This window comes from Caulobacter sp. GW821-FHT10F06 (assembly GCF_058809215.1).
Map to the genome: position 1 here is coordinate 1 of NZ_JBXASK010000009.1, position 24,224 is coordinate 24,224.

General features: G+C 68.8%; 23 protein-coding genes and 1 pseudogene. 12 read left to right on the forward strand and 12 right to left on the reverse strand.

Going from position 1 to position 24,224, the window contains the following annotated elements:
* Positions 1–42: 42 nt before the first annotated feature.
* Positions 43–369: a hypothetical protein gene (locus AC1RUS_RS18870; protein ID WP_492918126.1), complete on the reverse strand. Its 327-nt coding sequence runs from the start codon at positions 367–369 to the stop codon at positions 43–45.
* Between the two features lie 341 nt (positions 370–710).
* Between AC1RUS_RS18870 and AC1RUS_RS18875 the strand changes: the two genes are divergently transcribed.
* Together AC1RUS_RS18875 and AC1RUS_RS18880 are read left to right on the forward strand one after the other, a co-directional pair.
* Positions 711–2,558, forward strand: a complete 1,848-nt coding sequence (locus AC1RUS_RS18875; RefSeq protein ID WP_492918127.1) for an amidohydrolase — start codon at positions 711–713, stop codon at positions 2,556–2,558.
* Positions 2,559–2,673: 115 nt separating this feature from the next.
* Positions 2,674–3,369: a YoaK family protein gene (locus AC1RUS_RS18880; RefSeq protein WP_492918128.1), complete on the forward strand. Its 696-nt coding sequence runs from the start codon at positions 2,674–2,676 to the stop codon at positions 3,367–3,369.
* 22 nt (positions 3,370–3,391) lie between these two features.
* Here AC1RUS_RS18880 and divL read toward each other — a convergent pair whose 3' ends face one another.
* The gene (gene divL, locus AC1RUS_RS18885) at positions 3,392–5,698 is read right to left on the reverse strand and encodes a cell cycle protein kinase DivL (protein ID WP_492918129.1); all 2,307 of its coding nucleotides are present in this window, start codon (positions 5,696–5,698) and stop codon (positions 3,392–3,394) included.
* A gap of 167 nt (positions 5,699–5,865) precedes the next feature.
* Here divL and AC1RUS_RS18890 point away from each other — a divergent pair, with 167 nt between their 5' ends.
* Both AC1RUS_RS18890 and AC1RUS_RS18895 read left to right on the forward strand, forming a co-directional pair.
* A complete protein-coding gene (locus AC1RUS_RS18890; RefSeq protein WP_492918130.1) occupies positions 5,866–6,276 on the forward strand; it encodes a metallopeptidase family protein in 411 nt (136 codons plus the stop codon).
* The gene (locus AC1RUS_RS18895; RefSeq protein WP_492918131.1) at positions 6,276–6,695 is read left to right on the forward strand and encodes an SWIM zinc finger family protein; all 420 of its coding nucleotides are present in this window, start codon (positions 6,276–6,278) and stop codon (positions 6,693–6,695) included. Before AC1RUS_RS18890 ends, AC1RUS_RS18895 begins: the two co-directional genes overlap by 1 nt.
* A gap of 5 nt (positions 6,696–6,700) precedes the next feature.
* On the opposite strand, the gene AC1RUS_RS18900 is transcribed toward AC1RUS_RS18895, so the two are convergent.
* From AC1RUS_RS18900 to AC1RUS_RS18915, 4 genes are all read right to left on the reverse strand, one after another.
* The gene (locus AC1RUS_RS18900) at positions 6,701–7,030 is read right to left on the reverse strand and encodes a hypothetical protein (RefSeq protein WP_492918132.1); all 330 of its coding nucleotides are present in this window, start codon (positions 7,028–7,030) and stop codon (positions 6,701–6,703) included.
* Between the two features lie 89 nt (positions 7,031–7,119).
* The gene (locus tag AC1RUS_RS18905) at positions 7,120–7,260 is read right to left on the reverse strand and encodes a hypothetical protein (protein WP_492918349.1); all 141 of its coding nucleotides are present in this window, start codon (positions 7,258–7,260) and stop codon (positions 7,120–7,122) included.
* A gap of 2 nt (positions 7,261–7,262) precedes the next feature.
* Positions 7,263–7,781 (reverse strand): GFA family protein, encoded by a 519-nt coding sequence (locus AC1RUS_RS18910; RefSeq protein WP_492918133.1) that lies wholly within the window; start codon positions 7,779–7,781, stop codon positions 7,263–7,265.
* Positions 7,782–8,461: 680 nt separating this feature from the next.
* Complete coding sequence (locus tag AC1RUS_RS18915) at positions 8,462–9,199, reverse strand: NAD-dependent deacylase (protein ID WP_492918134.1); 738 nt, start codon at positions 9,197–9,199, stop codon at positions 8,462–8,464.
* A gap of 135 nt (positions 9,200–9,334) precedes the next feature.
* On the opposite strand from AC1RUS_RS18915, the gene AC1RUS_RS18920 reads away from it, so the two are divergent.
* The 3 genes from AC1RUS_RS18920 to AC1RUS_RS18930 all read left to right on the forward strand — a co-directional run bounded on the left by AC1RUS_RS18920 (position 9,335) and on the right by AC1RUS_RS18930 (position 11,615).
* On the forward strand, positions 9,335–10,462 hold the full coding sequence (locus tag AC1RUS_RS18920) for a ferritin-like domain-containing protein (RefSeq protein ID WP_492918135.1): 1,128 nt from the start codon (positions 9,335–9,337) through the stop codon (positions 10,460–10,462).
* 86 nt (positions 10,463–10,548) lie between these two features.
* Entirely contained in the window at positions 10,549–11,079 is a 531-nt protein-coding gene (locus tag AC1RUS_RS18925; protein ID WP_492918136.1) for a lipocalin family protein, read from the forward strand.
* Positions 11,076–11,615: a lipocalin family protein gene (locus AC1RUS_RS18930; RefSeq protein WP_492918137.1), complete on the forward strand. Its 540-nt coding sequence runs from the start codon at positions 11,076–11,078 to the stop codon at positions 11,613–11,615. The genes AC1RUS_RS18925 and AC1RUS_RS18930 overlap by 4 nt, the downstream gene beginning before the upstream one ends.
* On the opposite strand, the gene AC1RUS_RS18935 is transcribed toward AC1RUS_RS18930, so the two are convergent.
* Positions 11,612–12,646 carry a hypothetical protein gene (locus tag AC1RUS_RS18935; protein WP_492918138.1) on the reverse strand — a complete coding sequence of 345 codons (1,035 nt, stop codon included), beginning with the start codon at positions 12,644–12,646 and terminating at the stop codon, positions 11,612–11,614. The genes AC1RUS_RS18930 and AC1RUS_RS18935 overlap by 4 nt on opposite strands.
* A 144-nt stretch (positions 12,647–12,790) precedes the next feature.
* Here AC1RUS_RS18935 and mmcB point away from each other — a divergent pair, with 144 nt between their 5' ends.
* Positions 12,791–13,243, forward strand: coding sequence for a DNA repair putative endonuclease MmcB (gene mmcB / locus AC1RUS_RS18940; RefSeq protein WP_492918350.1), 453 nt, complete (start codon positions 12,791–12,793; stop codon positions 13,241–13,243).
* Here the strand turns inward: mmcB and recQ are convergent.
* Positions 13,240–15,081 (reverse strand): DNA helicase RecQ, encoded by a 1,842-nt coding sequence (gene recQ, locus AC1RUS_RS18945; protein ID WP_492918139.1) that lies wholly within the window; start codon positions 15,079–15,081, stop codon positions 13,240–13,242. The genes mmcB and recQ overlap by 4 nt on opposite strands.
* Positions 15,082–15,323: 242 nt before the next feature.
* On the opposite strand from recQ, the gene AC1RUS_RS18950 reads away from it, so the two are divergent.
* Positions 15,324–17,285 carry a transglycosylase domain-containing protein gene (locus tag AC1RUS_RS18950; RefSeq protein ID WP_492918140.1) on the forward strand — a complete coding sequence of 654 codons (1,962 nt, stop codon included), beginning with the start codon at positions 15,324–15,326 and terminating at the stop codon, positions 17,283–17,285.
* A 58-nt stretch (positions 17,286–17,343) separates the two neighbouring features.
* A pseudogene (locus AC1RUS_RS18955) lies at positions 17,344–17,447 on the forward strand (hypothetical protein); the annotation flags it as partial.
* A 704-nt stretch (positions 17,448–18,151) separates the two neighbouring features.
* On the opposite strand, the gene AC1RUS_RS18960 reads toward AC1RUS_RS18955, so the two are convergent.
* The 3 genes from AC1RUS_RS18960 to AC1RUS_RS18970 all read right to left on the reverse strand — a co-directional run bounded on the left by AC1RUS_RS18960 (position 18,152) and on the right by AC1RUS_RS18970 (position 21,043).
* Complete coding sequence (locus tag AC1RUS_RS18960; protein ID WP_492918141.1) at positions 18,152–18,871, reverse strand: M48 family metallopeptidase; 720 nt, start codon at positions 18,869–18,871, stop codon at positions 18,152–18,154.
* Positions 18,872–19,096: 225 nt separating this feature from the next.
* Positions 19,097–20,359: a polyhydroxyalkanoate depolymerase gene (locus AC1RUS_RS18965; RefSeq protein ID WP_492918142.1), complete on the reverse strand. Its 1,263-nt coding sequence runs from the start codon at positions 20,357–20,359 to the stop codon at positions 19,097–19,099.
* Between the two features lie 90 nt (positions 20,360–20,449).
* Positions 20,450–21,043 carry an SCO family protein gene (locus tag AC1RUS_RS18970; protein WP_492918143.1) on the reverse strand — a complete coding sequence of 198 codons (594 nt, stop codon included), beginning with the start codon at positions 21,041–21,043 and terminating at the stop codon, positions 20,450–20,452.
* A gap of 55 nt (positions 21,044–21,098) precedes the next feature.
* Between AC1RUS_RS18970 and AC1RUS_RS18975 the strand changes: the two genes are divergently transcribed.
* Positions 21,099–22,499 carry an ActS/PrrB/RegB family redox-sensitive histidine kinase gene (locus AC1RUS_RS18975; RefSeq protein ID WP_492918144.1) on the forward strand — a complete coding sequence of 467 codons (1,401 nt, stop codon included), beginning with the start codon at positions 21,099–21,101 and terminating at the stop codon, positions 22,497–22,499.
* Positions 22,500–22,573: 74 nt separating this feature from the next.
* Positions 22,574–23,131 carry an ActR/PrrA/RegA family redox response regulator transcription factor gene (locus tag AC1RUS_RS18980; RefSeq protein ID WP_492918145.1) on the forward strand — a complete coding sequence of 186 codons (558 nt, stop codon included), beginning with the start codon at positions 22,574–22,576 and terminating at the stop codon, positions 23,129–23,131.
* 142 nt (positions 23,132–23,273) lie between these two features.
* On the opposite strand, the gene AC1RUS_RS18985 is transcribed toward AC1RUS_RS18980, so the two are convergent.
* On the reverse strand, positions 23,274–24,059 hold the full coding sequence (locus AC1RUS_RS18985) for an SDR family oxidoreductase (RefSeq protein WP_492918146.1): 786 nt from the start codon (positions 24,057–24,059) through the stop codon (positions 23,274–23,276).
* Between the last annotated feature and the right edge of the window lie 165 nt (positions 24,060–24,224).

Sequence of the window (24,224 nt, forward strand, 5' to 3'; positions counted from 1 at the left end):
GGTGGAGCAGCCCGGTAGCTCGTCAGGCTCATAACCTGAAGGTCACAGGTTCAAATCCTGTCCCCGCACCCAAGACCCGTCCCGGTGGGACAAGCAGCGGCCCTCTTGGCAACCCCAAGAGGGCCGTTTCTGCGTTTGGACCCTGCCTTCGTGGCGCTCAGGGTCAGGATCTCGGCCAGGCGCATCAGGTTGGCCGGAGATTTCGCGCCCATCTTCTTCATCGCCGATCCGCGATGGACCTTCACGGCGATCTCGCTGAGCGCCAGCCTGCCGCTTGTTCATCGGGCCTGAAGCCACCAGCGCCATCATCCGGCGCGCGCGGCCGCGGCGCTCGAGCGCTTCACACTTGTCGAGGTCGTCGTCGCTCATGCGGGCTTTCCGGTGCTATCCGGGGTGCGACTGTCGGGTTGGCCCGTGGGCCGGCCCCTCCCTTCGTCCCTCCGGGAGTTTCGCAATGAAGCCCTGTCTGTTTTCGCTCGCCGGGGCCTCCTGGCCCAATCGGCATGCTGTTGGGCGAGCAGGCCGCGCCGGTGATCAAGCGCTGACGACCAAACGCCCAGTGATGGACCATGTCCGCACCGACTGCGCCGCCAGCGTGCTGCGTCCGCAGATCGCCCGCCCGCCCGCCGACGCGGCGCTGGGCTGAGGCCTTTCCCGCCGCCATTCTCCTCCCTCTCTGTTCCAGGCCCAGCTTTCTCCGGGAAACCGCCATGTCCGACCTGCTCGTCGTGAACGCCAAGATCACCACCCTCGATCGCGAGAACCCCCGGGCAGAGGCGCTCGTCATTCGGGACGGCAAGTTCCTGGTCGTCGGGTCCGAGACCGAGGCTCGCGCAGCGGCCGCCAAGGACGCCCGGGTGATCGACGCCAAGGGCCGGCGGCTGATCCCTGGCCTGATCGACAGCCACATCCACGTCATCCGCGGCGGGCTGAACTACAACCTGGAGCTGCGCTGGGACGGCGTGCCGACCCTGGCCGACGCCATGGCCATGCTGAAGGCCCAGGCCCGGAACACCCCGACCCCGCAGTGGGTGCGGGTGGTGGGTGGCTTCACCGAGCACCAGTTCGCCGAAAAGCGCCTGCCGACCATCGCGGAGATCAACGCCGCCGCGCCCGACACGCCGGTCTTCATCCTGCATCTCTATGATCGCGCGCTGCTGAACGCCGCCGCCCTGCGCGCCGTCGGCTACGCCAAGGACACGCCCAACCCGCCGGGCGGCGAGATCGTCCGCGACGCGGCCGGCAATCCCACCGGCCTGCTGCTGGCCCAGCCCAACGCCACGATCCTCTACGCCACCCTGGCCAAGGGCCCGAAACTGCCGCCGGAACACCAGCTGAACTCCACGCGCCAGTTCATGCGCGAGCTCAACAGCCTGGGCGTGACCAGCGTCATCGACGCCGGCGGCGGCTTCCAGAACTATCCCGACGACTACGACATCATCGAGACGCTGCACCAGGACGGCGAGCTGACCCTGCGCATCGCCTACAACCTCTTCACCCAGAAGCCGAAGGAAGAGCTGGCCGACTTCGCCAACTGGTCGACCAAGGTCAAGCCGGGCGATGGCGACGACACCTACCGCCACAACGGCGCGGGCGAGATGCTGGTCTATTCGGCCGCCGACTTTGAGGATTTCCGGGTCGAGCGTCCCGATATGCCGGCCAACATGGAGAGCGACCTGGAGCCGGTGATCCGGCTGCTGGCCGAGCGCCGCTGGCCCTGGCGGATGCACGCCACCTACGACCAGACGATCGGCCGGGCGCTGGACGTGTTCGAGAAGGTCAACCAGGACATCCCGCTGCAGGGCCTCAACTGGTTCTTCGACCACGCCGAGACCATCAGCGCGCGCAACATCGACCGCATCGCGGCCCTGGGCGGGGGCGTCGCCGTGCAGCACCGCATGGCCTATCAGGGCGAGGACTTCGTCGCCCGCTACGGCGCCAAGGCCGCCGAGGCCACGCCGCCGATCCGCAGGATGATGGAGGCCGGCATCCCCGTCGGCGCCGGCACCGACGCCACCCGCGTGGCCAGCTACAACCCCTGGGTCTCGCTGTCCTGGCTGGTCACCTCCAGGACGGTGGGCGGCCTGCGGCTCTATCCCGCCGCCAACCGCCTGGACCGCGAAACGGCCCTGCGCCTGTGGACCGAGGCCAACACCTGGTTCTCCAACGAGCAGGGCAAGAAGGGGCGGATCAAGGCCGGCGAACTGGCCGACCTGGCGGTGCTGTCGGGCGACTATTTCACCGTGCCCGAGGACGAGATCGTCCACCTGCGCTCGGTGCTGACCCTGCTGGGCGGCAAGATCGTGCACGGCGACGGCGACTATTCCAGCCTGGCGCCGGCCCTGCCCGCGCCGATGCCCGACTGGGCGCCGGTCCGCGCGTTCGGCGGCTATTGGCGCGGTGAGAAATCTCGCTCGCTGCTGGCCTCGGCCTGCGCCTGCGCCGCGTCCTGCAACGTTCATGGCCACGACCACGCCGCCGCCCTCGGAGCCGAGGCGCCGACCGCCGACATGCAGACGTTCTGGGGTTCGCTCGGCTGCGGCTGCTGGGCCGTCTGAGGGAAGGGATGACCATGCGCCAGCCATCCACCCGTTCCGACCCGCGCTTCGTCGACGCCGTCCTCGACTGGCGCGGCGCGGTCTTCCTCGTCCGCCGCCCGCCGGAGGCGACGGCGTGACCGCCGCTTCACCGACCGCCCGTGACCCGATGGTCCCCCTGCTGGTGCTGTTGTCGTTCACCACGGGCCTGATCGACGCCGTCAGCATCCTGGGGCTGTCGAAGGTGTTCACGGCCAACATGACCGGCAACATCGTCTTCCTGGCCTTCGCCCTGGCCGGGGTTCCGGGCTTCAAGTGGCGGCTCTATGTGGCGGCCCTGGCGTTCTTCGCCCTGGGCGCGGGCGTCGCCGGACGGATCGAGCGCCACGTCCGGCCCGGCGGTCGCCGCCGGTGGCTGCTGATCATGGCCGGCTTCGAGGCCGTGATGCTGCTGACCGCCGCCGCCTGCTCGATCGCCTACGACCCCATCTCGGCCGCGCCCGGCTGGGCGTTGATGGCGATGATCGCCCTGACCGCCGCGGCCATGGGCGGCCGCAACGCCACGGTCCGTCAGCTGAAGGTCGCCGACCTGACCACCACGGTGCTGACCCTGACGGTGACCGGCATCGCCGCAGACTCCAAACTGGCCGGCGGGGGCAATCCCAACCTCGTCCGGCGGCTGTCGGCGATCGGCTCGATCCTGGCCGGCGCCTTCGCCGGGGCCGTGATGCTTCGGTTCGGCGGCCTGGCCCTGCCGCTGGTCGCGGCCGCCGTGGCCGTGATGGGCGCGACGATCCTGCTGGTGCGCGACGCGCCCGAGGCCGCCGCGTGACGGCGGCCCTGAAGCGCGACGCCTAGAAGGACAGCTCCGGCTGCATCGCGCCCGGCTGCTGGGTCTCGGGCAGGTGGCAGGTGAAGGTCGACCCGGCGCCCGGCTCGCTCTCCAGCGCCACCCAGCCGCCGTGCAGCTCGACCAGCGCCTTGACCAGGGCCAGGCCCAGGCCCGGGCCGCCGCGATCGCGGCCGACGAAGCGGTCGAAGATGTGGGCCTGGACGTGGAAGGGCACGCCGCGGCCGGTGTCCTTGACGTCCAGCCGCACCTCGCCCAGCGCCCGGCGGGCGGTCAGGGTGACGACGCCGTCCGGCGGGGTCTGGCGCAGGGCGTTCTCGACCAGGTGGTCCAGGGTCTGGGAGAGGCGCTTGAGGTCGCCGCGGATCAGGCCGACGTCGTCGTCGCACTCGATGGCCAGGGTCACCCCGCCCAGCTGGGCGTCCTTGGCGGCGCGCTCGCGGGCGTCGACCAGCAGGTCGGCGACGCGGATGTCCTCGATCTCCAGCGCCATTTCGCCGGCGTCGATCTGGGCCATGTCCAGCACGTCGTCGATCGAGCGGGCCAGCTGCGTGGCGGCGGCGCGGACGGCGGCCACGTGGTTGCGGCCGCGTTCGTGCAGGCCGTCGGCCCGCTCCAGCAGCTCCGAATAGCCGATGATCGTGGTGAGCGGCGTGCGCAGCTCGTAGGAGACGTTGCCGACGAAGTCGCGCTTCAGCCGCTCGGCCTCGGCCAGGGCGGCGGAGCGATCGGCCAGGGCGCTTTGCAGGTCGCGGGTGTCGGTGACGTCGGCGAAGGCGATCAGGGTCGCGCCGTCCGGCAGCGGCCGGCTCTGGTAGAGCACGATCCGGCCGTCCGAGGTGCGCACCTCGCCCGAGGTCGGCGAGCGCATCTGCGGATCCGGATCGGCGACCCGACCCTTCAGCTCGCGCCAGAACGACAGGTCGTGCAGGCGCGGCACGCACAGATCCACCACGCCTTCGAAGTCGACGGCCGCCTCCAGCGCGAAGGCCGTGACGTTCCAGAAGTTCTCGAAGGCCTCGTTATGCAGGCGCAGGCGGCCGTCCGAGCCGAACACCGCGACGGCGTCGTTCAGCTTGTCCAGCGTGGCCTGCTGCACCTGGATCAGGGCGTTGTACTGGGCCTTCAGGCGCAGCTCGCCGGTGATGTCGGAATAGAGCAGCAGCATGCCGCCCATCGGGTGCGGCTGGCGGATCACCTTCAGGGTGCGACGGTCGGGCAGGTCCCACAGCTCGTCGGCCTGGGGCCCCAGGTCCTCGTAGTGGGCCAGCTCTTCGGCCTTCCACTTGGCGTAGTCGATGGTCTCGGGCAGGCGACGACGCTGGCGCAGGCGATCCAGAACCTCGCCATGGGTCGGACGGTCAGCCAGCCAGGCCGGCTCCAGGCCCCACAGCTCGGCGAAGGCGGTGTTGTAGAACGACAGGCGGCGGGTCTGGCTGAAGATCGCCACCGCGTCGGCGATGTGGTTGAGGGTCTCGTCGTGGGCCTCGACGTGCTTCTTCAGCGCGTCGCGCATGTCCTCGACCTCGGTGACGTCGCTGCAGAACACCCCGACGCCGCCGCCCTCGAGCGACTGGGCGGCGATGCGGAACGCCCGCCGGCGGCCCTCGATATTGACCCAGCGCACCGCTTCACGCGGTTCGCCGGTGTTGGCGGCCTCGGTGGCCAGGGCGTCGGCGGCGCGGTCGAAGCTCTTGCCGGCCAGGGCCGAGGACGAGGTCGCGCCCACGGCGCGCAGGAAGGCGGCGTTGCCCCAGACGGCCGCGCCGTCGGCGCTGGCGATCCAGGCCGGCTCGACCTGGCTGTCGAGGAAGGCGGCGAAGCGGCTGGCCGACGGCAGGCCGGCCTGCTCCGAGGCCGAGACCGACAGGCGCAGCCAGGCCAGGGCGCCGGCCGCGCGGCCCTCGACCGAGACAGACCCTGTCTTGCCCTGGGCCTCGAAGGCGCAGGGCTCGCCGCGCTCGAACAGGTCCGCCAGCTTGCCGGCGTGATGGGGATCGACCCGGATCAGGGCCTGGACCACGTCCTGGGCGTCGGCGGCGACGCCCAGCAGCTGGGCGCAGGCCGCCAGGCTGTCGGCGCCGGAGACCAGCTCGGCCTGGCCGTCCTCGACGGAGATCAGGGCGTTGTCGAAGGCCTCGGCCGAGGCCTGGGCGGCCAGGACGCCGCTTCCCAGGCCCGAAAGCCGGCTCTGCAACACCGCCAGCCGCGCCTCGAAACCCCGACGCTGGGCAAGCGCCCACAACGTCGCGCAAATGGCGAGACAGACCGCGCCGGCCGCCGCCGCGAGGATCAATTCGTACGAAGTCATCAGGCCGGTCGCTCAAGCCCCAGGCGGAACCCCCTGGCGGGGTCCGAATCAGAATCACAGATTAGTCCGGCCGTGACCAGAGCGCGATCAGCTGCGCTGTCGCGGGATGTCGCGGGCCGGGCGTCGTCTGGGCTGGCCAAGCGCTCCAATCGGGCTATTGGGAGGGCATGGACTGGACCGATCGCCTCGCGCCCGCGCTGGCCCCTTCTCTGGATGACTTCGCCGCCCTGGCCGAGGCCGCCTTCAAGGCCCTGCCGGGAAACTTCCGCGCGCTCAGCGGCGACGTGGTGCTGCGGGTCGATGACTTCGCCAGCGACGAGGTGCTGGACGATCTGGGCATCGACGATCCCTTCGAGCTGACCGGCCTCTACCAGGGTGTCGACCTGGGCCGCCGCTCGGTGCTGGACCCCGCGCCGCAGCCCTCGATGGTGTTCCTGTACCGTCGCCCGATCCTCGACGAATGGTGCGAGCGCGGCGACGTCGGCCTGGGCGAACTGATCGCCCACGTCCTGGTCCACGAGATCGGCCACCATTTCGGCCTGTCCGACGACGACATCCACCGCATCGAGGACGCCTGATGAGCCTGCCCTGTTTCGATATCGACGCCTGGCGCGGCCGCATGGACGAGCGCTGGTTCGAGAGCGGCGAAGCCATGGCCGAGAAAGGCGCGGTCGATCTGGTGGCCGTCGACGACGAGCGCGTCACCGCCCATGTCACCGGCAGCGTCGGCGACCTCTATGTGGTGGAGCTGCGCGCGCCGGACGGCGAGGGCGCCTGCACCTGCCTGGGCTTCGAGAAGTTCGGGGCCTGCAAGCACCAGGCGGCGGTGGCCGTGGCCGCCAACGCCGCGGATCTCTCGAAGGTCCGCGAGCGCATGGCCCGCCTGCGCGACGGCCTGGCGCTGGACACCCGCGAAGCCCTGGTCGAGCGACTGGCAGAGCTGGCGCGCAAGCAGCCGGCCGTGCTGGCGACGCTGGAAGGTGACCGCGAGCCCTAGGCGGCTCAAGAGCCGGTGGCGTCCACGACGATGGCGACCGTCTTGCCGCGGGAATGCGGGTCCCACCCGGCCGCGATGGCCGACGCGATCGCGTTCTTCACCAGTTGCGGCGCAATATGCGAAGGCTTCAGCAGCGGCGCGCCGTAGCGGGGCTCGGGGCCGGGTGGAAACTCCACCACGGCTTCGCGCTGACCTTCCTGGTGACGCACGGCGATGGCCATGCCGTGTCGCACGGGCGCGTCGCTGGACCACCCCGGCTGGCGATGAAGCCGCCAGACATAGGGCTCCCCATCGACTTCGATCTCGAGATCAGCGCTTTGCTTGGTTCGTGCCATGCCAGGGTGTTACCCCGCGGCGCGCGCTCAGGCCACCCTGTGCGGTGTTGAGGACGTCCGCGCCGAGAACGCCCCCTCCGTCACGTCGCCTATCGGCGCCGCGCCACCTCCCCCGCTTCGCAGGGGAGGAGAAGATCAGCGACCGTCCTCCTCACCTGTGCAACGGGGGAGGTGGCGCGCTGCGAATACGCAGCGTGACGGAGGGGGCGTCTGGCGTCGGCCAGAGCCAGCCCTAGACATCATCCCAGTCCTCCAGCGCGCGGGCCTTGGGCTTCGGCTTGCGCCTGGGGCGCTCCCACATCACGCCGGGATAGCCCTTCAGCGGGGCCAATTCCGCGCCCGAATAGGCCCAGTCGGGCGCCTGGTCGAGGGCGGTGTGGTAGCGCGGCTCGCGGCCGGTGCGCTCGGCGAACAGGGCGCGCGGGATGTTGATCATGGTCGGCGCGCGCGGCCGCTCATAGAGCACCGGCGTGCCGCAGCGCGCGCAGAAGCTGCGCGCCGTTCCAGCCTCGATATCCTCGAACCGCGTCAGGCTGTCAGCCCCTTCGAGCAGGCGAAAGCGGCTGCGATAGCTGCCGACATAGGTGGCGTAGGCGCAGCCCTGGGCCAGCCGGCTGGCGGCCGAATGGTCGTGGAACGCCCACCGCGCCGGGACGTCGATCTCCAGCTTCACCGTCCCGCAGGCGCACTGGCCCGCCGCCTGGACGGCCGAGGCCTTGCCGGTCTTCGAACGCGTGGCCGTCTTGCGCATGGAAACCTTGATCCTCTCGACGCGGCGAGTGAAGGCGGATCGGCGACCGCTGTCCAGCGCGGGGATAGAGCGGCGTCGGTCCCCGGCGTTCGCGGGATCGAACGCCGTGAAATCAACGCCTTACGATTTTCTCGCACCGTGCCGTCAGACGCGCCGGAAACCACCCGCATACTGATCTCACCTGACAGCACGGGAAGGGCGTCCGGCCGGCGACTGCGACGGCTGTCAGGGGTGATCGCGCGGGAGCGAGGATGGGGGACGTAAACCCATCCATCGGGGGAAAGCTAAAAACCCCGCCCGTCCGAAGGTCCGCTCCGGGTCCCTCCGGAATCGGCGTGGCTTGCAGCCCCAGGGCTGGGTCCGTCGCGAGGAGGACAAATCCGGGTGGGGCAAAGGGTTGAACCAGACCCGCGCGCCCCGGCCAGAGGGATAACGGTCACGCGGAGCGTCTGTCTTCGTCGAAACGGTAATCATCTAACCCACCTCCGGGCGAGGCCCGGGCGCTCCGCGACCCTTCCCGACCTTCAGCGGCGATCCGCGTGAAGCGGCGAAGCCGTGTCCGCCAGACTTGCCCCCACCGGACCTGCTTCGCAGGTCGCCCGCCCCCATAGGGGGCGGATCGGATCATCTTCCCCCTATGGGGGAGGAGCGCGCAGCGCGGAGGGGGCGAGTTTGCCGATCTATCGCACGTCCCAGGAGCGCCGACCATCGTCCAGCACTTCGCTGACCCATTCGGGCACCTTCTGCGTCGCCGGGCCGTACAATCGCTTGTCGAAGGCGTGGGCGTTATCGGAGCGGCGGACGTTGATCTCGCAGGTCGGTATGCCCAGGGCCCGGGCCTCGGCCACGAAGCCGGCCGCGGGATAGACCGCGCCCGAGGTGCCGATGGCGACGAACAGGTCGGCCTCCTCCAGCGCCCGCTCGACCTCGTCCATGCGCAGGGGCATTTCGCCGAACCAGACGACGTGGGGCCGTGTCGTGCCGATCGCGCCGCATTCGGGGCAGACCTGGCGGGCGCTGAGCGGGCCGCGATCGGTCCAGCGACCGGCGCACAGGGTGCACAGCGTGACGGTCAGCTCGCCATGCATGTGGACGACCCGCTGGCTGCCGGCCTTCTCGTGCAGGTCGTCGACGTTCTGGGTGCACAGGAACACCCATCCGCCCCGCGCCGTCATCTCGGCCTCCAGCCGGGCCAACGCCTTGTGGGCGGCGTTGGGGGCGGCGATCTCCAGGGCCTTGCGGCGGACCGAATAGAACTCCCGCACCCGCTCGGGGTTCTTGGCGAAGCCCTCGGGCGTGGCCAGCTGCGCCAGGTCGTTCTGGGTCCACAGGCCATCGGCGTCGCGGAAGGTCGACAGGCCGCTCTCGGCCGAGATCCCGGCCCCGGTCAGCACGAAGATGTTCAGCGGCTCGCCCATCCTAATGTCCGCCCTCTGAACTTGACGCATCCGTCATTTTTAATTTGACCCGCCGCTGGGATTGAGTTGACAGTGTTTAGATCGCCGGAGGTCCGCGTCAGACGGACCCCGAGCCTGGCCGATAGGAGAGGTTACGTGACGGACAAGAACATCACCAAGGACGCCATGTACGACGCGGTTGCGCCGGACGATTTCGAGTCGATGCTCGAACTCGACCGCTACAACAACCGCTCCTCGGCGTTCGACAAGATCATCTCGGCGACCCACGACCACTTCTGGGATCCGCTGGACAAGACCTATATCGATTTCGACGAGCCGTTCGACATGGAGAACCAGGCCCTGGTGCCCGAGGATCTCGTGATCGCCCTGTCGACCGATTACGTCTCCAATCACCTCAGCGACCCCAAGCAGCGCATCCGCTTCATCAACCAGTCGGTGCTGCGCAGCTTCTCGTCGATCCTGCACGGCGAGCAGGGCGCGCTGAACCTGTCGGCCTCGCTGTGCCACGTGCTCAAGGACCAGGGCGCGCAGGAATACGCCGCCAACCAGACCCGCGAGGAAGCCCGCCACGTCACGGCCTTCGCCAAGTACATCAAGGCTCGCTGGGGCAAGCCGGTCGAGTGCGGCCCGGCCCTGAAGACCCTGCTGGTCGAGATCATCGGCGCGCCCGAGGTCTACAAGAAGATCATCGGCATGCAGATGCTGGTCGAGGGCCTGGCCATGGGCGCCTTCGCCACCTTCTACAACCAGATCCACGATCCGGTCGGCAAGAAGATGCTGCAGCTGGTGATGACCGACGAGGCCTTCCACCACAAGTTCGGGAAGATCTGGGCCGACCGCACGGTGCCCAAGCTGTCGCCGGAAGAGCACGCGATCATCGAGGACTGGGCGGCGCACTGCTTCCAGACCCTGCTGTTCAACCTGGTTTCCCCGCACCAGCAGCTGGATCTCTACGCCGAATTTGGCCTGGATCCCGACAAGGTGGTCGAGGAGTACGGGAAGATCATGACCGACGACGTGCGTCGCGAGCACATGAAGGAGCAGACCAACATCTTCCGGGTGCTCGTAAAGACGCTGTTGAACGCCGGGATCATCACCGACCGCACCAAGGCCTTCTACGCCATGTACGTCGATATCGACGAGCTGAAGGGCGAGGGCGACCGCATGGTCGGAGACGACATCGCCGAGGAGGGCATCCGCCACCTGCAGGCCATCAACTTCAAGGATCGTCCGGTGGGCGGTGTGAGCATCGCCGCCGAATAGCCGGCGTTAGGGCCTTGGAACGGACCACCCGCCGGAACACCGGCGGGTGGTTTGCGTTTGAGTTCCCTCGTTGGCAAGGTCTCCAGATGCATAGCTCGACCTCGATCCTCATCGGCGCGGCCCTGAGCGCATCCATCGCCGGCGCGGCCCTCGCCGCCGCTCAGCCTCCGGCCAAGCCGGTGTCCGAGGCCTTCTATTCCGGCAAATGGTACGAGATCGCCCGCACGCCCAATTCGGGGCAGCGCGACTGCCAGGCCGCCACCACCCAGTTCACCAGCACCGGCGCCAACGGCTTCAAGGTCGTCCAGGTCTGCCGCAAGGGCTCGGCCTCGGGCGCGGCCAAGACGTTCAACACCACCGGCAAGATCGTCGCCAGCGAGCCCAAGAACGCCAAGTTCTCGATGAGCTTTCTGGGCGGGCTGAAGAAGCAGGAATACTGGGTCCTCGACCGGGCCGACGACCAGTCCTGGGCGATCATGGCCACGCCGGGCGGCAACTATGTCTGGCTGCTATCGCGCGAGGCCGTGATGAGCCCCTCCGCCCGGGAGGCCGCCTTGGCCAAGGTCAAGGCGCTGGGCTACGCCAAGCTCGAATTCCCCGCCCAGCCGCCGGCATGATCATGATGAAGCACTTCGCCCCCATCGCCGCCGTCCTCCTGCTGGCCGCCTGTTCCAGCCAGCCCAGCGGCAATCCGCATCCGCCCCAGCCCGCCAAGGCGGTCGATCTCGCGCGCTATGCCGGCAAATGGTACGAGGTCGCCCGCTACGACATGCGGTTCGAGAAGGGCTGCGAAGGCGTCACCGCCGAATATTCCAAGCGTCCCGACGGCCTGATCCGCGTGCTCAACACCTGCCACAAGGGCGCGGTCGACGGGCCGGTCAAGACCAGCGAAGGCAGGGCCAAGGTCGTCGATCCGGCGACTGGCGCCAAGCTGAAGGTCTCGTTCTTTGGCCCGTTCTGGGGCGACTACTGGGTGCTCGACCACGCTGACGACTACAGCTGGAGCATCGTCGGCGAAGGTTCGGGCAAGTATCTCTGGCTGCTCACCCGCAAGCCGCCGTCGGACCTGGAGCGCGAAGCCCTCACCGCCCGCGCCCGGGCCCTGGGCTACGACACCACGATGCTCCGCCAGACCAAACAGCCCGCGCCCTAGGGACGCTTGCCGGGCCAAACCAGATAGCCGTCGGCGTCGCGGCCGGCATAGCGATAGAGGGGCCGCCGAACCCTCGGCGGCGGCGCCTCCCCCGGACGCGCATAGGGATATTCGACATAGGCCGGCAGGCCTGTGTCCAGCGTCATGGGCTCACGCGCCGGCGGAGTGTCGGGCGCGATCCGAGGCGGAGTCGGAGTTGCCTCGTTGCTAACCACCGTCGGTTCGGTCGGCCTGGACAGAGGCGGCGGGAGCGGCGGCGCTGCGACGGCTTCAACCGGCTCTCTGGGGGGCGCCAACGTGGTCAGCGCCGCCTGGAACACGCCCTTGACAGGCGACGGCGCGGCGATCGGCGCGGGCGCGGCTTCGGCCGTCAACGGGTCCCGCAGCCAGAGCGGCTCGAGCTTGCGCTCGAACTGCGCCAGGCAGGTCGCGCCGGCGACCCCAAGCTCGCCCTTCAGCCCTCGCGCGCCGTCCTTCAGCAGGTCGTCGCGGGTTTGGGCCGAGGCCTTCGCCGTCTTCCACTTGCAGTGATCGTAGGCCAGGATCGCGCCGGTCCGGCCGTCCAGCACGTTCATCTGGGCCTGATAGGTGATGAAGTACCGGTTCCACTTCGTGGAATACCACCACATGTCCTGTTGGCGGGTGACGACGTTGACCACGTAGCGGGCCTGGCCGCCGGCCTTGGCGACCTCGGGCGGCTTCATGTCGCCAAAATCGAGCGGCGTCTCCAGCAGGACGCCGCCCCGACGGTCCGCCAGGGTGCGGGCCAGAGAGCGCGAGATGTCGACGGCGGGATCGCGGATATCGTTCTTCCGAGCGATGTCCTTGCCTTCGGACATGTCCACCAGCGCGCCGACGAGGCCGCCGACGATGAAGATCGACCGCCCGGACGACCGGGTGACCAGAGGCGCGGGCTTCAGCGTGCCGAAGGCGACCGTCTCGGTCTCCGGCTTCGCAGGCTGGGCGAAGGCCAAGGCGGGGGTTATCGCCACGGCCGCGGCCATGGTCGCTAGAGCAACGTGTTTCGACATTCTGTCCCGCCCGGCGTCGCACCCCATTGCGACGATCAAGCTTCAGTATTGCGTCGATAGGTTGTGATCCCGTTTCGACCCATGGTTACGAGAGTATGCCATCTTGGACTTGCGGGGCGAACAAAGATGGAACAAGATCGCAACATGGACGTCGTGATCGACCTTCGCCCATCGCGGCCCGAGACCACCGATGCGGTGACCCGCGGGGCCGCGCGGTTCCTGATCGACCTGGGCTATGCGCCGCTGGCCGAGGTGACCCTGCCCAACGGCCGGCGGGCCGATCTGATGGCGCTGGGACCCAAGGGCGACATCATCATCGTCGAGGTGAAGTCGGGCCTCGAGGACTTCCGCGTCGATCGCAAGTGGCCCGAATACGCGCCCTATTGCGACGCCTTCTACTTCGCCGTCGCTCCCCATTTTCCCGAAGGCGTCCTGCCCGACGAGCCGGGGATGATCGTCGCCGACGGCTTTGGCGGGGCCGTGGTCCGCGAGGCGCCGGTCGCGCCGCTGGCGCCCGCCCGCCGCAAGGCCCTGACCCTAGCCTTCGCCCGGCTGGGGGCGATGCGCGCCTCGGGCGTCATGGCCACCCGGCTCTAATTGTCCTTCACCACCTTCAGCACCGCCTCGCCGTAGCGATCCAGCTTGCCCTGGCCCACGCCGCCGGCCTTGGCGAGCGCCTGGAGGTTGCCCGGACGCGCCGCCGCGATCTCGGCCAGGGTGGCGTCGTGGAAGATGACGTAGGGCGGCACGTGCTGGGCCTGCGCCTGCTCCTTGCGCCAGGACCGCAGGGCCTCGAACAGGGCCTGGTTTTCGATCGGCACGGTCAGGGCCTTGCCCTCGCGACGCTTGCGGGGCGCCCCGGAGCGGGTGTCGGCGGCGGCTTCCGGCTGCTGGCGAAGGCTGACCCGCCGCTCGCCGCGATAGACCTGCTTGACGCCCTCGACGTCGCCCAGCCCGATCAGGGGCCGGCCGTCATTGGGGTCCTCGCGCAGCAGGCCCTCGAACACCAACGTGTCGAGCAGGTCGCGCCAGGTGACGGGGCTGAACTCGCGGCCGATGCCGAAGGTCGACATCTGGGCCTCCTGTGGCGTGACATCCTTGGTCTTGCCCAGCAGGTGATCGATCAGGCGGCCGCGCCCGAACCGTCCGCCCAGGCGGTGAGCGGCCGACAGCGCCTTCTGGGCCGCCTCGGTGGCGTCGATGCCCTTGGGCGGCGAGGTGCAGATGTCGCAGACCCCGCAACGGGCCACGCCCTCCTCACCGAAATAGCGGCGTACGGCGGCGGCGCGGCAGGTGACGCCCTCCAGCATCGCATAGAACTGCCGCAGCTTGCGGTTCTGGACCTGCTTGACCTCGTCGGGCGCCTCGCGGCTCTCGATGCGCTTGCCGGCCCAGGCCAGATCCGCCGAGCCATAAAGCGTGATGCCCTCGGCCGGCTGGCCGTCGCGCCCGGCGCGGCCGATCTCCTGCCAGTAGGCCTCGATGGCGGCGGGCGGATCTGCGTGGATCACGAAGCGGACGTCGGGCTTGTCGACGCCCATGCCGAAGGCGATGGTCGCGACCATCACCGCGGCGTCGGCCTCGAGAAACTCCTCTAGCCGCCGGGCGCGGACGGTCTTGTCGAGGCCGGCGTGATAGGCCAGAGCCGGTACGCCCTCGGCGATCAGCTTCTCGGCCAGCTTTTCGGTGGAGTCGCGGCTGCCGGCATAGACGACGCCGGCGCGATTGGGACGCTCCAGAACGAGCTCGACCACCCGGTCATGGCCCTTGCCGCGCTTGCGTTCGGCGTTGAGCGCCAGTTCGGGACGGGCGAAGCTGTCGACGAACTCGGCCGCGCCGTCCAGGCGCAGCTCGGTGCGAATGTCGTCGCGGGTCCGGGCGTCGGCGGTGGCGGTCACCGCCAGGCGCGGGACGTTGGGGAACACCTCGGCGATGCGCCCAAGCATCCGGTACTCAGGCCGGAAATCGTGGCCCCACTGGCTGACGCAGTGGGCCTCGTCGACGGCGACCAGGGCCAGGTTCAACCGCGACAGCCGGTCTAGCATCGACGGCTGCATCAGGCCTTCGGGCGACAGGTACAGTAGGTCCAGCTGACCCGCGTCGATGCGCCGCCAGATGTCGGCGCGCTCGTCAGGCAGCGTGTTGGAGTCCAGCCGCTCGGCCGCGACGCCGGCTTGCTGCAGTCCGGCCACCTGGTCGGCCATCAGAGCGATCAGCGGCGAGACCACCAGCCCCAGGCCCGGACGGATCAGGGCGGGGATCTGGTAGCACAGGCTCTTGCCGCCGCCGGTCGGCAGCACGGCCATGGCGCTGCGCCCGGCCAGCAGCTCGCCGATCACCCCGGCCTGCAGGCCCCGGAAGTCGGCATGGCCGAACGTGCGGCGCAGCACGTCGCGAGCGGTGTCGAGGTCGGGTGAATCAACGATCGTGGGCACGGCGGGACTTTTGACAGCGGGCGGAGGCAGCGCCAAGGCATTCCTGACTTGGTGATCAAATCAAGAACAAACTTCTCAACTCAAAATGGCAATAGGCCTTCCGCCCTATCGCGTCACAAGAGCGCCGTGTTCCACGTTCACCTCTCGTCAATCTTGTCGCGCGTTTTGTGGGCTTCGGCTAAACGGGACACTGGCGCGCGGCCCTCGACGCACCCTCGACCGGACCCTGGGATAAGGACGACATGGCGAACGGAACCTTCGGCGGGAACAGGCCGGCGAAGCCGCAACGCACGCCGCTGCAAGCCGCGCTCTATTGGGGCACGGTCGTCGGCGTCTGGGGCCTGATCTTCATCGTCGCCTTCTTCGCCGTGTTCGCCAGCGACCTGCCCGACACGTCCAAGCTCTATGACGTCAAGCGCCAGCCCTCGATCAACTATCTGGACCGCTCGGGCGCCCTGCTGGCCGTGCGCGGCAGCCAGTACGCGCCGCCGGTCGATATCGACGCCCTGCCCGAATACGTCCCGGCCGCCTTCGTGGCCATCGAGGACCGCCAGTTCTACCATCACTTCGGGTTCAACCCCTGGGGCATCATCCGCTCGGTGGCCTGGAACATGACCCATGACGGGCCTCAGCGCGGCGGTTCGACCATCACCCAGCAGCTGGCCCGCAACCTGTTCCTCAGCCCGGCCCAGAACTATCGCCGCAAGGCCCAGGAGCTGATCCTGGCCGTCTGGCTGGAGCTGAAGTTCAGCAAGAAGCAGATCCTGGCCCTCTACATGAACCGGGTCTATTTCGGGGCCGGGGCCTATGGCATCGAGGCCGCCTCGCAGCGCTATTTCAACAAGCCCGCCAATCAGCTGACCATCGGCGAGGCCGCGCTGCTGGCCGGCATGATGAAGGGCCCGGCCCGCTATTCGCCGGTCAGCGCCAGCGAGCGCGCCGCCCGCCGCGCCACCGTCGTGCTCGACGAGATGGTGCGCATCAAGGCCATCACGCCCGAGCAGCGCGATGAGGCCTTCAAGACCCCGGTCCAGGTCTCGGCCACCCTCGCCAACCAGCGGGCGCAGTATTTCACCGACTATATCGACGCTCAGGTCCGCTCTCTGGTCGGCGAACCGACCGAAGACCTTGTCGTCGAGACCACGCTGGATCTGCCGATCCAGGTCGCGGCCGAACGCTCGGTGAAGCTGGGCGTCGAGGGCCACATCAAGCAGGGCGTCGAGCAGGCGGCCCTGGTGGCCATCGACGGCGAAGGCCGCATCCGCGCCTATGTCGGCGGCGCCGACTATGGCGAGACCCAGTTCGACCGCGCCACCACGGCCCGCCGCCAGGCCGGCTCGGCCTTCAAGCCGTTCGTCTATCTCACCGCCATGGAGCAGGGCCGCACGCCCAACGTCATGGTGGTCGACGAGCCGGTGAAGATCGGCAACTGGGAGCCCAAGAACTACACCAACAAGTATCTGGGCCCGATGACCCTGCAGACGGCCCTGGCCCAGTCGATCAACACGGTCGCCGCGCGCCTGGCCAACGAGGTCGGCACCAGCAACGTCGCCACCACCGCCCGGCGCCTGGGCATCACCAGCAAGATCCAGCTGGACCCGTCGATGGCGTTGGGCGCGGTCGAGGTGTCGCCGATGGAAATGGCCCAGGCCTACGCCCCGTTCTCGAACGGCGGCTTCCTGGCCAAGGGCTACGGCATCGAACGCATCCGAACCGCCAGCGGCAAGGTGCTGTACGACCACGGCGTCGAGAAGAGCTCGCGACCGGCCGTGATCGGCTCGCCGGCCCTGCAGTACATGAACCAGATGATGCGCCAGGTCGTCACCTCGGGCACCGGCACGCGGGCCAAGGTCGCCGGCTACGATATCGCCGGCAAGACCGGCACCACCAGCGACTATCGCGACGCCTGGTTCGTCGGCTATTCGGGCGGCTTCGTCGCCGCCGTGTGGACCGGCAAGGACGACAATACGCCGATGAAGAAAGTCACCGGCGGCGGCGCGCCCGCCGAAATCTGGCGCACCTTCATGACCGCCGCCCTGCCGCGCCTGAAGTCGACCCCGATCCCCGGCGGCACGGTTGAACCGCCCCCGCCCGGCGGCGCCGACCCCATCGGTGACCTGATCGACCCCTCGGCCACGCCCGAAGGCCCCAACGCCGAAGTGCCGGCCTCGACGACCCCGCCCGCGGATAACCTGCCGTACTGATCCTCCCCCTGAAGGGGGAGGTGGCTGCGCAGCGGCCGGAGGGGTCGGCGTCCTTCGTGCGTCCTTCGAGGCTCGCCGCTGGCTCGCACCTCAGGATGAGGACCCTTTTGCATCTGATCTCCTCATCCTGAGGCGCCTGCGCAGCGGGCCTCGAAGGACGCACGGCTTTCCAGCCTCACGCGGCACGAGCCGCTGAAGGGGTTGGGGAGGCGCGAAGCGGCCGGGACGAACCCGGTGACCGTGATGTGTTGTGTGCGTTTCGGTTCGATCGTCCGCTTCGCAGGCGCTGTTCTTGACCTGAGGATGGGAGGCGTGAGCGTTTTTCGGCTCGGGTCCCCAAGAGCCCCCGGACGGGCAGGGATAAGATCGATCGGTCTCTGTCCGTCTCGACCCCGACTATCCCCGATAGGCGGCTTGTACGATCACCGCCCTGTCGTTCCCGCGCTTGCTCCGGCCCTGCGAGCCACTCGGCGCTTGCGCCGTCCTTCTGAGACAGCCCGCACGCTTCGACCCGCCGGCCAGGACATCGCGGCCCCGCTCAGCTCCATCCCCATCGCCGCTTTGGGCCGGTACCAGGCGCCCTCCCCCTGCGACGGGGACAGCAATGAGTATGGGGCGGGTTGAAGCGCCGTGGATTGGCGCGGCCGAGAAAGTTGCATGGCGTTGAAATCGTTGGTTCGATGTCGCGAACGCCTGGGAAAGACAGCCGCCTGTCCCCGTCCTCGCCCCACTAAACCTTGTCATCCCGGACAAGCGCGCAGCGCGCCGATCCGGGACCGCGGCAAGCGCCGCGCTTCCGGCGGTCCCGGCTCTCCGCTGCGCTGCGGCCGGGATGACAAGCTGAGTTGGACGCGGTCTTCTGAAACTCACGCCGAAATCGCGTGCAGCTCCGCGGCGTGGGCCCGCAGCCAGGCGCGGTGCGGGGCGGGATCGCCGACCAGGCGCTCGCACAGGGCCCAGAACTTCGGGCCGTGATTGGCTTCGATCAGGTGGGCGCACTCGTGGGCGACGACATAGTCGGCCACCGCCGCCGGGGCCAGGATCAGCCGCCAGCTGTAGCGGATGGCCGCCGGATTTCCCGGCCGGGCCGGGCGGCACGAGCCCCAGCGGGCCTTGGGGTCGGCGACGGCGACGCTGGGCATGGGGCGGCCCAGGGCGGCGGCGTGGACGGCCGTGCGCTCGGTCAGCACCGCCAAGGCGTCGCGCTTGGCCAAGCGCAGGATGCGCAGGCCCCAGTTGGCGTCATCGGGGGCGATCAGCCGGTCGCCGTCCTTGCGTGGTCGCCCAGGTCCGACCTCCAGACGGTAGGCCTCGTCATAGAGGCGCAGGGTTCCGCCGGGCGCGATCTGGATGCGGCCAGGCAGGGCGGCGAGCTGGCCGGCGATCCAGGCCGATTTCTCATGGGCGAAGGCGACGGCTTCGGACAGCCGGCGCGGGGTGGGGGCCAGGGCCACCACCTCGGACTTGGCGCGGTCGACCCGCAGCGAAATGCGGCGGGCGCGGCCGTCGACCTTCAGGCGCACCGGGCAGCCGGCCACGTCCAGCCGGTCGCCGTCGGAGAAGCGCTGAGCGGTGAACAGACCCATGGTCCCTACATCGCGTTTGGATGACTGTGATGCAAGGCCGACCGCTCGTCGTCATTCCCGCCCTTGTGGCGGGAACCCCTCTGTCCGCCGCAGGTGCGGGAGGGGCGAAATGCGTGCGCACTTCGCTGGCGCTTCACGTGTCAGCTGAACCAGGGGTTCCCGCCGCAAGGGCGGGAATGACGGAGCTTCTCAATTCGAGCGCCCCCAAGTTCCCGATCGCTCGCTCTAGACCTCGTCGGAGAAGTTCGGGTCGCTTTTGCGGATGAACGAGCGGACGCGGGGATAGATCTCCTCGCGGAACCGGCGGCCGTTGAACACGCCATAGTGGCCCACGCCCGGCTGAACGTAGTCGGTCTTCATCTCGGCGGGCAGGTTCGAGCACAGGCCGTGCGCCGCCTGGGTCTGGCCGATGCCGGAGATGTCGTCGTTCTCGCCCTCCACCGTCATCAGGCCGATGTCGGTGATCAGGTCGGGACGGACCAGCCTGCCCCGGTGCGTCAGCTCGCCCTTGGGCAGCAAGTGCTGCTGGAAGACGATGTCGATGGTCTGCAGGTAGAATTCCTCGGTCAGGTCCAGGACCGACAGGTACTCATCGTAGAATTCCAGATGCTTGTCGGCGCTGTCGCCGTCGCCCTTCACCAGGTCCTGAAAGTAGCGGCGGTGGGCGTCCTGGTGCTTCTGGGCGTTCATGCTCATGAAGCTGGCCAGTTGCACGAAGCCCGGATAGACGCGCCGGCCCGCGCCCACATAGGGCGGCGGCACGGTGTAGATCATGTTGGACTGGAACCAGGTGAACGGCTTGTCCTCGGCCAGCTGGTTGGTGACCGTCGGCGACAGGCGCGCGTCGATGGGCGAGCCCATGAAGGTCATGCTGGCCGGACGCGAGGGATGGTTCTCCTCGGCCATCAGGGCGGCGGCGGCCAGGACCGGCGGGCCGGGCTGGCAGACGGCCACGACGTTGGGACGGGGGCCCAGCACGGCCAGCATCTGGATGATGTGGTCGATATAGTCGTGGAAATCGAAGCGGCCCTCGAGCATCGAGACTTCGCGGGCGTTGACCCAGTCGACGATGAACACCGCGTGGTCGGGCAGGAAGGCCTCGACCGTGCCGCGCAGCAGGGTGGCATAGTGACCTGAAAGGGGCGCGACGATCAGCACGGCGGGATCGAGGCTGAACTTCCCGGCGCGGCGCATGTCGGCCATGTCGCGATCGAACTGGATCAGCCGCGCCCAGGGGCTTTCCCACACCACGGTGGGGCGCACCCGAACGTCGACCTGGCCCACCTTGATGGTGTCGATGTTCCAGGCCGGCTTGCCGTAACGGCGGGTGATGTTGGTGAACAGATCGGCGCCGGCGTGCAGGCGGCGGCCAAGATCGGTGTTGGCGGCGGGGTTCAGCGGCGAGCCCCAGAAGTCGCGCGCGACACGGGCCGCTTCGCGCAGAGGGGAGGAGGCGTAATAGGCCGCTTCATGAAGGGCGTAGAGCATGGCGCATCCGATATGTTGCGCCGCAGCATAGCATATCGAAAGCTAAGAAAGTCCACCCACAAGCATGCGGCGGAGCGTCTCGCGTCGAATTCAGCTTCCGCGCATCGCATCCGCGATACGGCGCGCGATATCCTCGGGCGGCAGGTTGTATGGGATCACGGTGACGAACCGCCCCTTGGGATCCATCAGGTAGATCGCCGTGGAGTGGTCGACCGTATAGCCCGGGCCGTCGCCGACCTTGGCGTGATAGACGCGATAGGCCTTGGCGGCGGCGTCGGATTGCTCGGGCGTGCCCGTCAGGCCCAGGGTGGTCTTGGGCACATAGTCGGCCGAGAGATAGTCCTTCATCTGCTTGACGGTGTCGCGCTCGGGGTCGACCGAGATGAAGACGATCTGCAGGTCCTTGGCCTTGGGGCCAAGGATGTCGGTCGCCGCGGCCAGGCCCTGCAGGGTGCCGGGGCAGACGTCGGGGCAGTAGGTGAAGCCGAAGAACACCGCGCTCCAGTTGCCCTTCAGGACCTTCTCGGTGGTCGGCCGGCCGTTCTGGTCGACCAGCTCGAAGGGGCCGCCGACGGCCGACGGCGCGGGCGCGGGCTTGAAGACTCCGGCCCGGTAAGCCAGCCCGGCGGTGACGATCATGGCCGCGACGCAGGTCAGAACCAGGATGATCCGATGACGAGGCATGTGCGTTTTCACCTTTGGCTCTCGCCAGACGCGTAATTCTGGACAATCTTGCTTCATGGCTGACGTTTCGTTCGCTAGAGCGCCCGACGACCATCAGTCGAAAGGGCTCGATAAGCCGGGTGCGGACCCGGCGCAAGACGATGACTGGTCCTGGGCCGCGCCCGGGCTTCGTCGAGGACGTCTTCGCGTTCGCTCGCTTCTCGCGCAGCGCTGGCTGGCGGTCGCCGGCCAGACCGTGGCCTTGCTGGTCGTCGGCCTGGTGCTGAAGCTGCAGGTGCCGTGGGCGCTGTGTTTCTCGCTGATCGCCCTGTCGGCCTGGCTCAACGTGCTTCTGGGCCTGGCCTCGACCGGGCAGCGCCTGGCCCGCGAGGGCGAGGCCACCGCCCAGATCGCCTTCGACATCCTGCAGCTGACCGGCCTGTTGTACCTGACCGGCGGCGCGCAGAACGTCTTCTGCCTGCTGCTGATCGCGCCGGTGACCTTGGCGGCGGCCACCCTGCCGGCGCGCTTCGCCCTGGGGCTGGGCCTGCTGGCGATAACCTGCCAGATCGGGTTGGCCTTCTTCCACATGCCGGTGCCGGTGCCGGCCGGCGCGCCCGCCGCGGCGGCGGCGTCCAGCGCGACGCTGATCACCATGGTGCTGGCGCGGATCCTGGGGATCATCATCACCGGCGCCTATGCCTGGCAGGCCGCCAGCGAGTCGGCCCGGATGGAGCTGGCTCTGAACGTCACCGAGACCGTGCTGGCCCGCGAGCAACGCCTCTCGGCCCTGGGCGCCCTGGCGGCGGCGGCGGCGCACGAACTGGGCACGCCGCTGGCGACGATCTCGGTGGTGTCCCGCGAGATGGCGCGCAACGCCAAAAGCGACGAGATCCGCGAAGACGCCGAACTGCTGATCGGCCAGGCCGCCCGCTGCCGCGAGATCCTGCAGCGCCTGACCGAGATGCCCGAGGCCCAGGACGCCGTGCACGAGCGCATGAGCCTGGTGCAGCTGGTCCAGGACGTCATCGAGCCCCATCTGGTGCACGGCGTGCGGGTTGAGGCGGTGGTCAACGGCCCCTCGGGCGAGACCGCGCCGGACATCTGGCGCCGGCCCGAGGTGATCCACGCCATGACGTCGATCGTCGAGAACGCGGTCGACTTCGCCCGCGCCGAGGTTCTGGTCATCGCCCGCTTCGACCAGCGGTCGGTGGTCATCGAGGTCCGCGACGACGGCCCGGGCTTCTCGCCCGAGGTGCTGGCGAAGCTGGGCGAGCCCTATGTCACGACCCGTCCGGGGGCCGAAGGCTCGCGCACGGGCCATATCGGCATGGGATTGGGTTTCTTCATCGCCAAGACCCTGTTGGAACGAACGGGGGCGGCGGTGGATTTCAGGAATGGACGGCGAGGCGGGGCGGTGGTCTCGGCGCGCTGGCCTAGGTCCGCGCTTGAAGCGCCCGGTTACACGGGGGTTTGACGCGGGGGCCACATGAGCGACATGATGAACTTTAACTAGCGGTTGAGTTATGGGCGCGGGGAGGCGCTGAATTCATGGCGGATGTTAGTGAGCTGGTCGCGGCCCTGCCCGACAAGACGCTTCTGCTGCTGGACGACGATGCGCCCCTGCGGACGCGTCTGGGACGAGCCCTGGAGCAGCGGGGCTTCGAAGTGACGCTGGCCGCCTCGGTCGCCGAGGCCCTGGCCTTGCTGCGAGCGCACGCGCCGGCCCACGCGGTCTGCGACATGCGGCTTGAGGACGGCACCGGCTTGAAGGTGGTCGAGGCGGTGCGCGACGCGCGACCGGACGCCAAGATCATCATGCTCACCGGCTACGGCAATATCGCCACCGCCGTGGCGGCGGTGAAGGCGGGGGTGGTCGACTACCTCTCCAAGCCGGCCGACGCCGACGACGTGGCTCGGGCCCTGCTGGCCGCCAAGGACGCCGCCCCGACCCCGCCGGAAAACCCGATGAGCGCCGATCGCGTGCGCTGGGAGCACATCCAGCGGGTCTACGAGATGTGCGGCCACAACGTGTCGGAAACGGCGCGCCGGCTGAACATGCACCGGCGGACGCTGCAGCGGATTCTGGCGAAGCGCGCGCCGCGGTAGGCGGAAAGGGCAGATCCTCCCCCATTGGGGGAGGTGGCCCAGAGGGCCGGAGGGGGTCCTCTCCGGTCTAAGCCGTTGAGGACCCCCTCAGTCGCTCCGCGACAGCTCCCCCAAAGGGGGAGCATCTCGCTCACGTCGGCGATCACATCGCCGAAATCCCGCCGTCGACCTTGATCTCCGAGCCCGTCATGAACTTGCTCTCGTCGCTGGCCAGGTAGAGCACCGCGTTGGCGATGTCGTTGGGCTCTCCGATCCGGCCCAGCGGCACCTGCCGCGCCAGTTTGGCGTGGGCCTCCTCCTTGCCGAACCGCGCCGAGAAGCCGTCCAGGATCGGCGTGTCGATAAAGGTTGGGTGGATCGAGTTGGAGCGGATGTTCAGCCCCTGCTTGGCGCAATAGAGCGCGATGTTCTTGCTGAGCAGCCAGACCGCCGCCTTCGAGGCGTTGTAGGCGGGCGAGTTACCGTTGGCGATCAGGCCGGCGATCGACGAGAGATTGATGATCGAGCCGGGCTGGTGGGCCCGCATGTGGGTCAGGGCGTGCTTGGCGCCCAGGAACACCGAGTCGACATTGACCGACATCACCTTCTTCCAGAGGCCGAAGTCGAGGTTCTCGATCGGGCCGTCGCCGCCGATGCCGGCGTTGTTGACCAGCACCGACAGGCCGCCCATGGCCTCAGACGCCTTTTCCAGCACCGCGATCCATTCGTCTTCCTGGGTGACGTCCAGTTCATAGGCGAAGGCCGTGCCGGCCCCGTGGGCGGCGTTGATCTCGTCGGCGACGGCCTGCGCACCGGCCAGGTTGATGTCGGCCAGACTGACCTTGGCGCCTTCGCTGGCCAGCATCCGTCCGGCCGCCGCGCCCAGGCCCTGGGCCCCGCCGGTGATGAAGGCCTTCTTGCCGGCGACCCGGCCCGTGTTCTGCGCCATTTGGCGTTCTCCCGATTATTCAAACGATAGTTTGAACCGGAAGGGGCGGGGGCGGAAGGGGGAAACGGCTTTGAGGCGGCGCGTGCTTCTAGGCGCGCCCCAGAGCGCGCACCTCAGGATGAGGAGCTTGGTTGCCTCGAATTCCTCATCCTGAGGCGCCCGCGT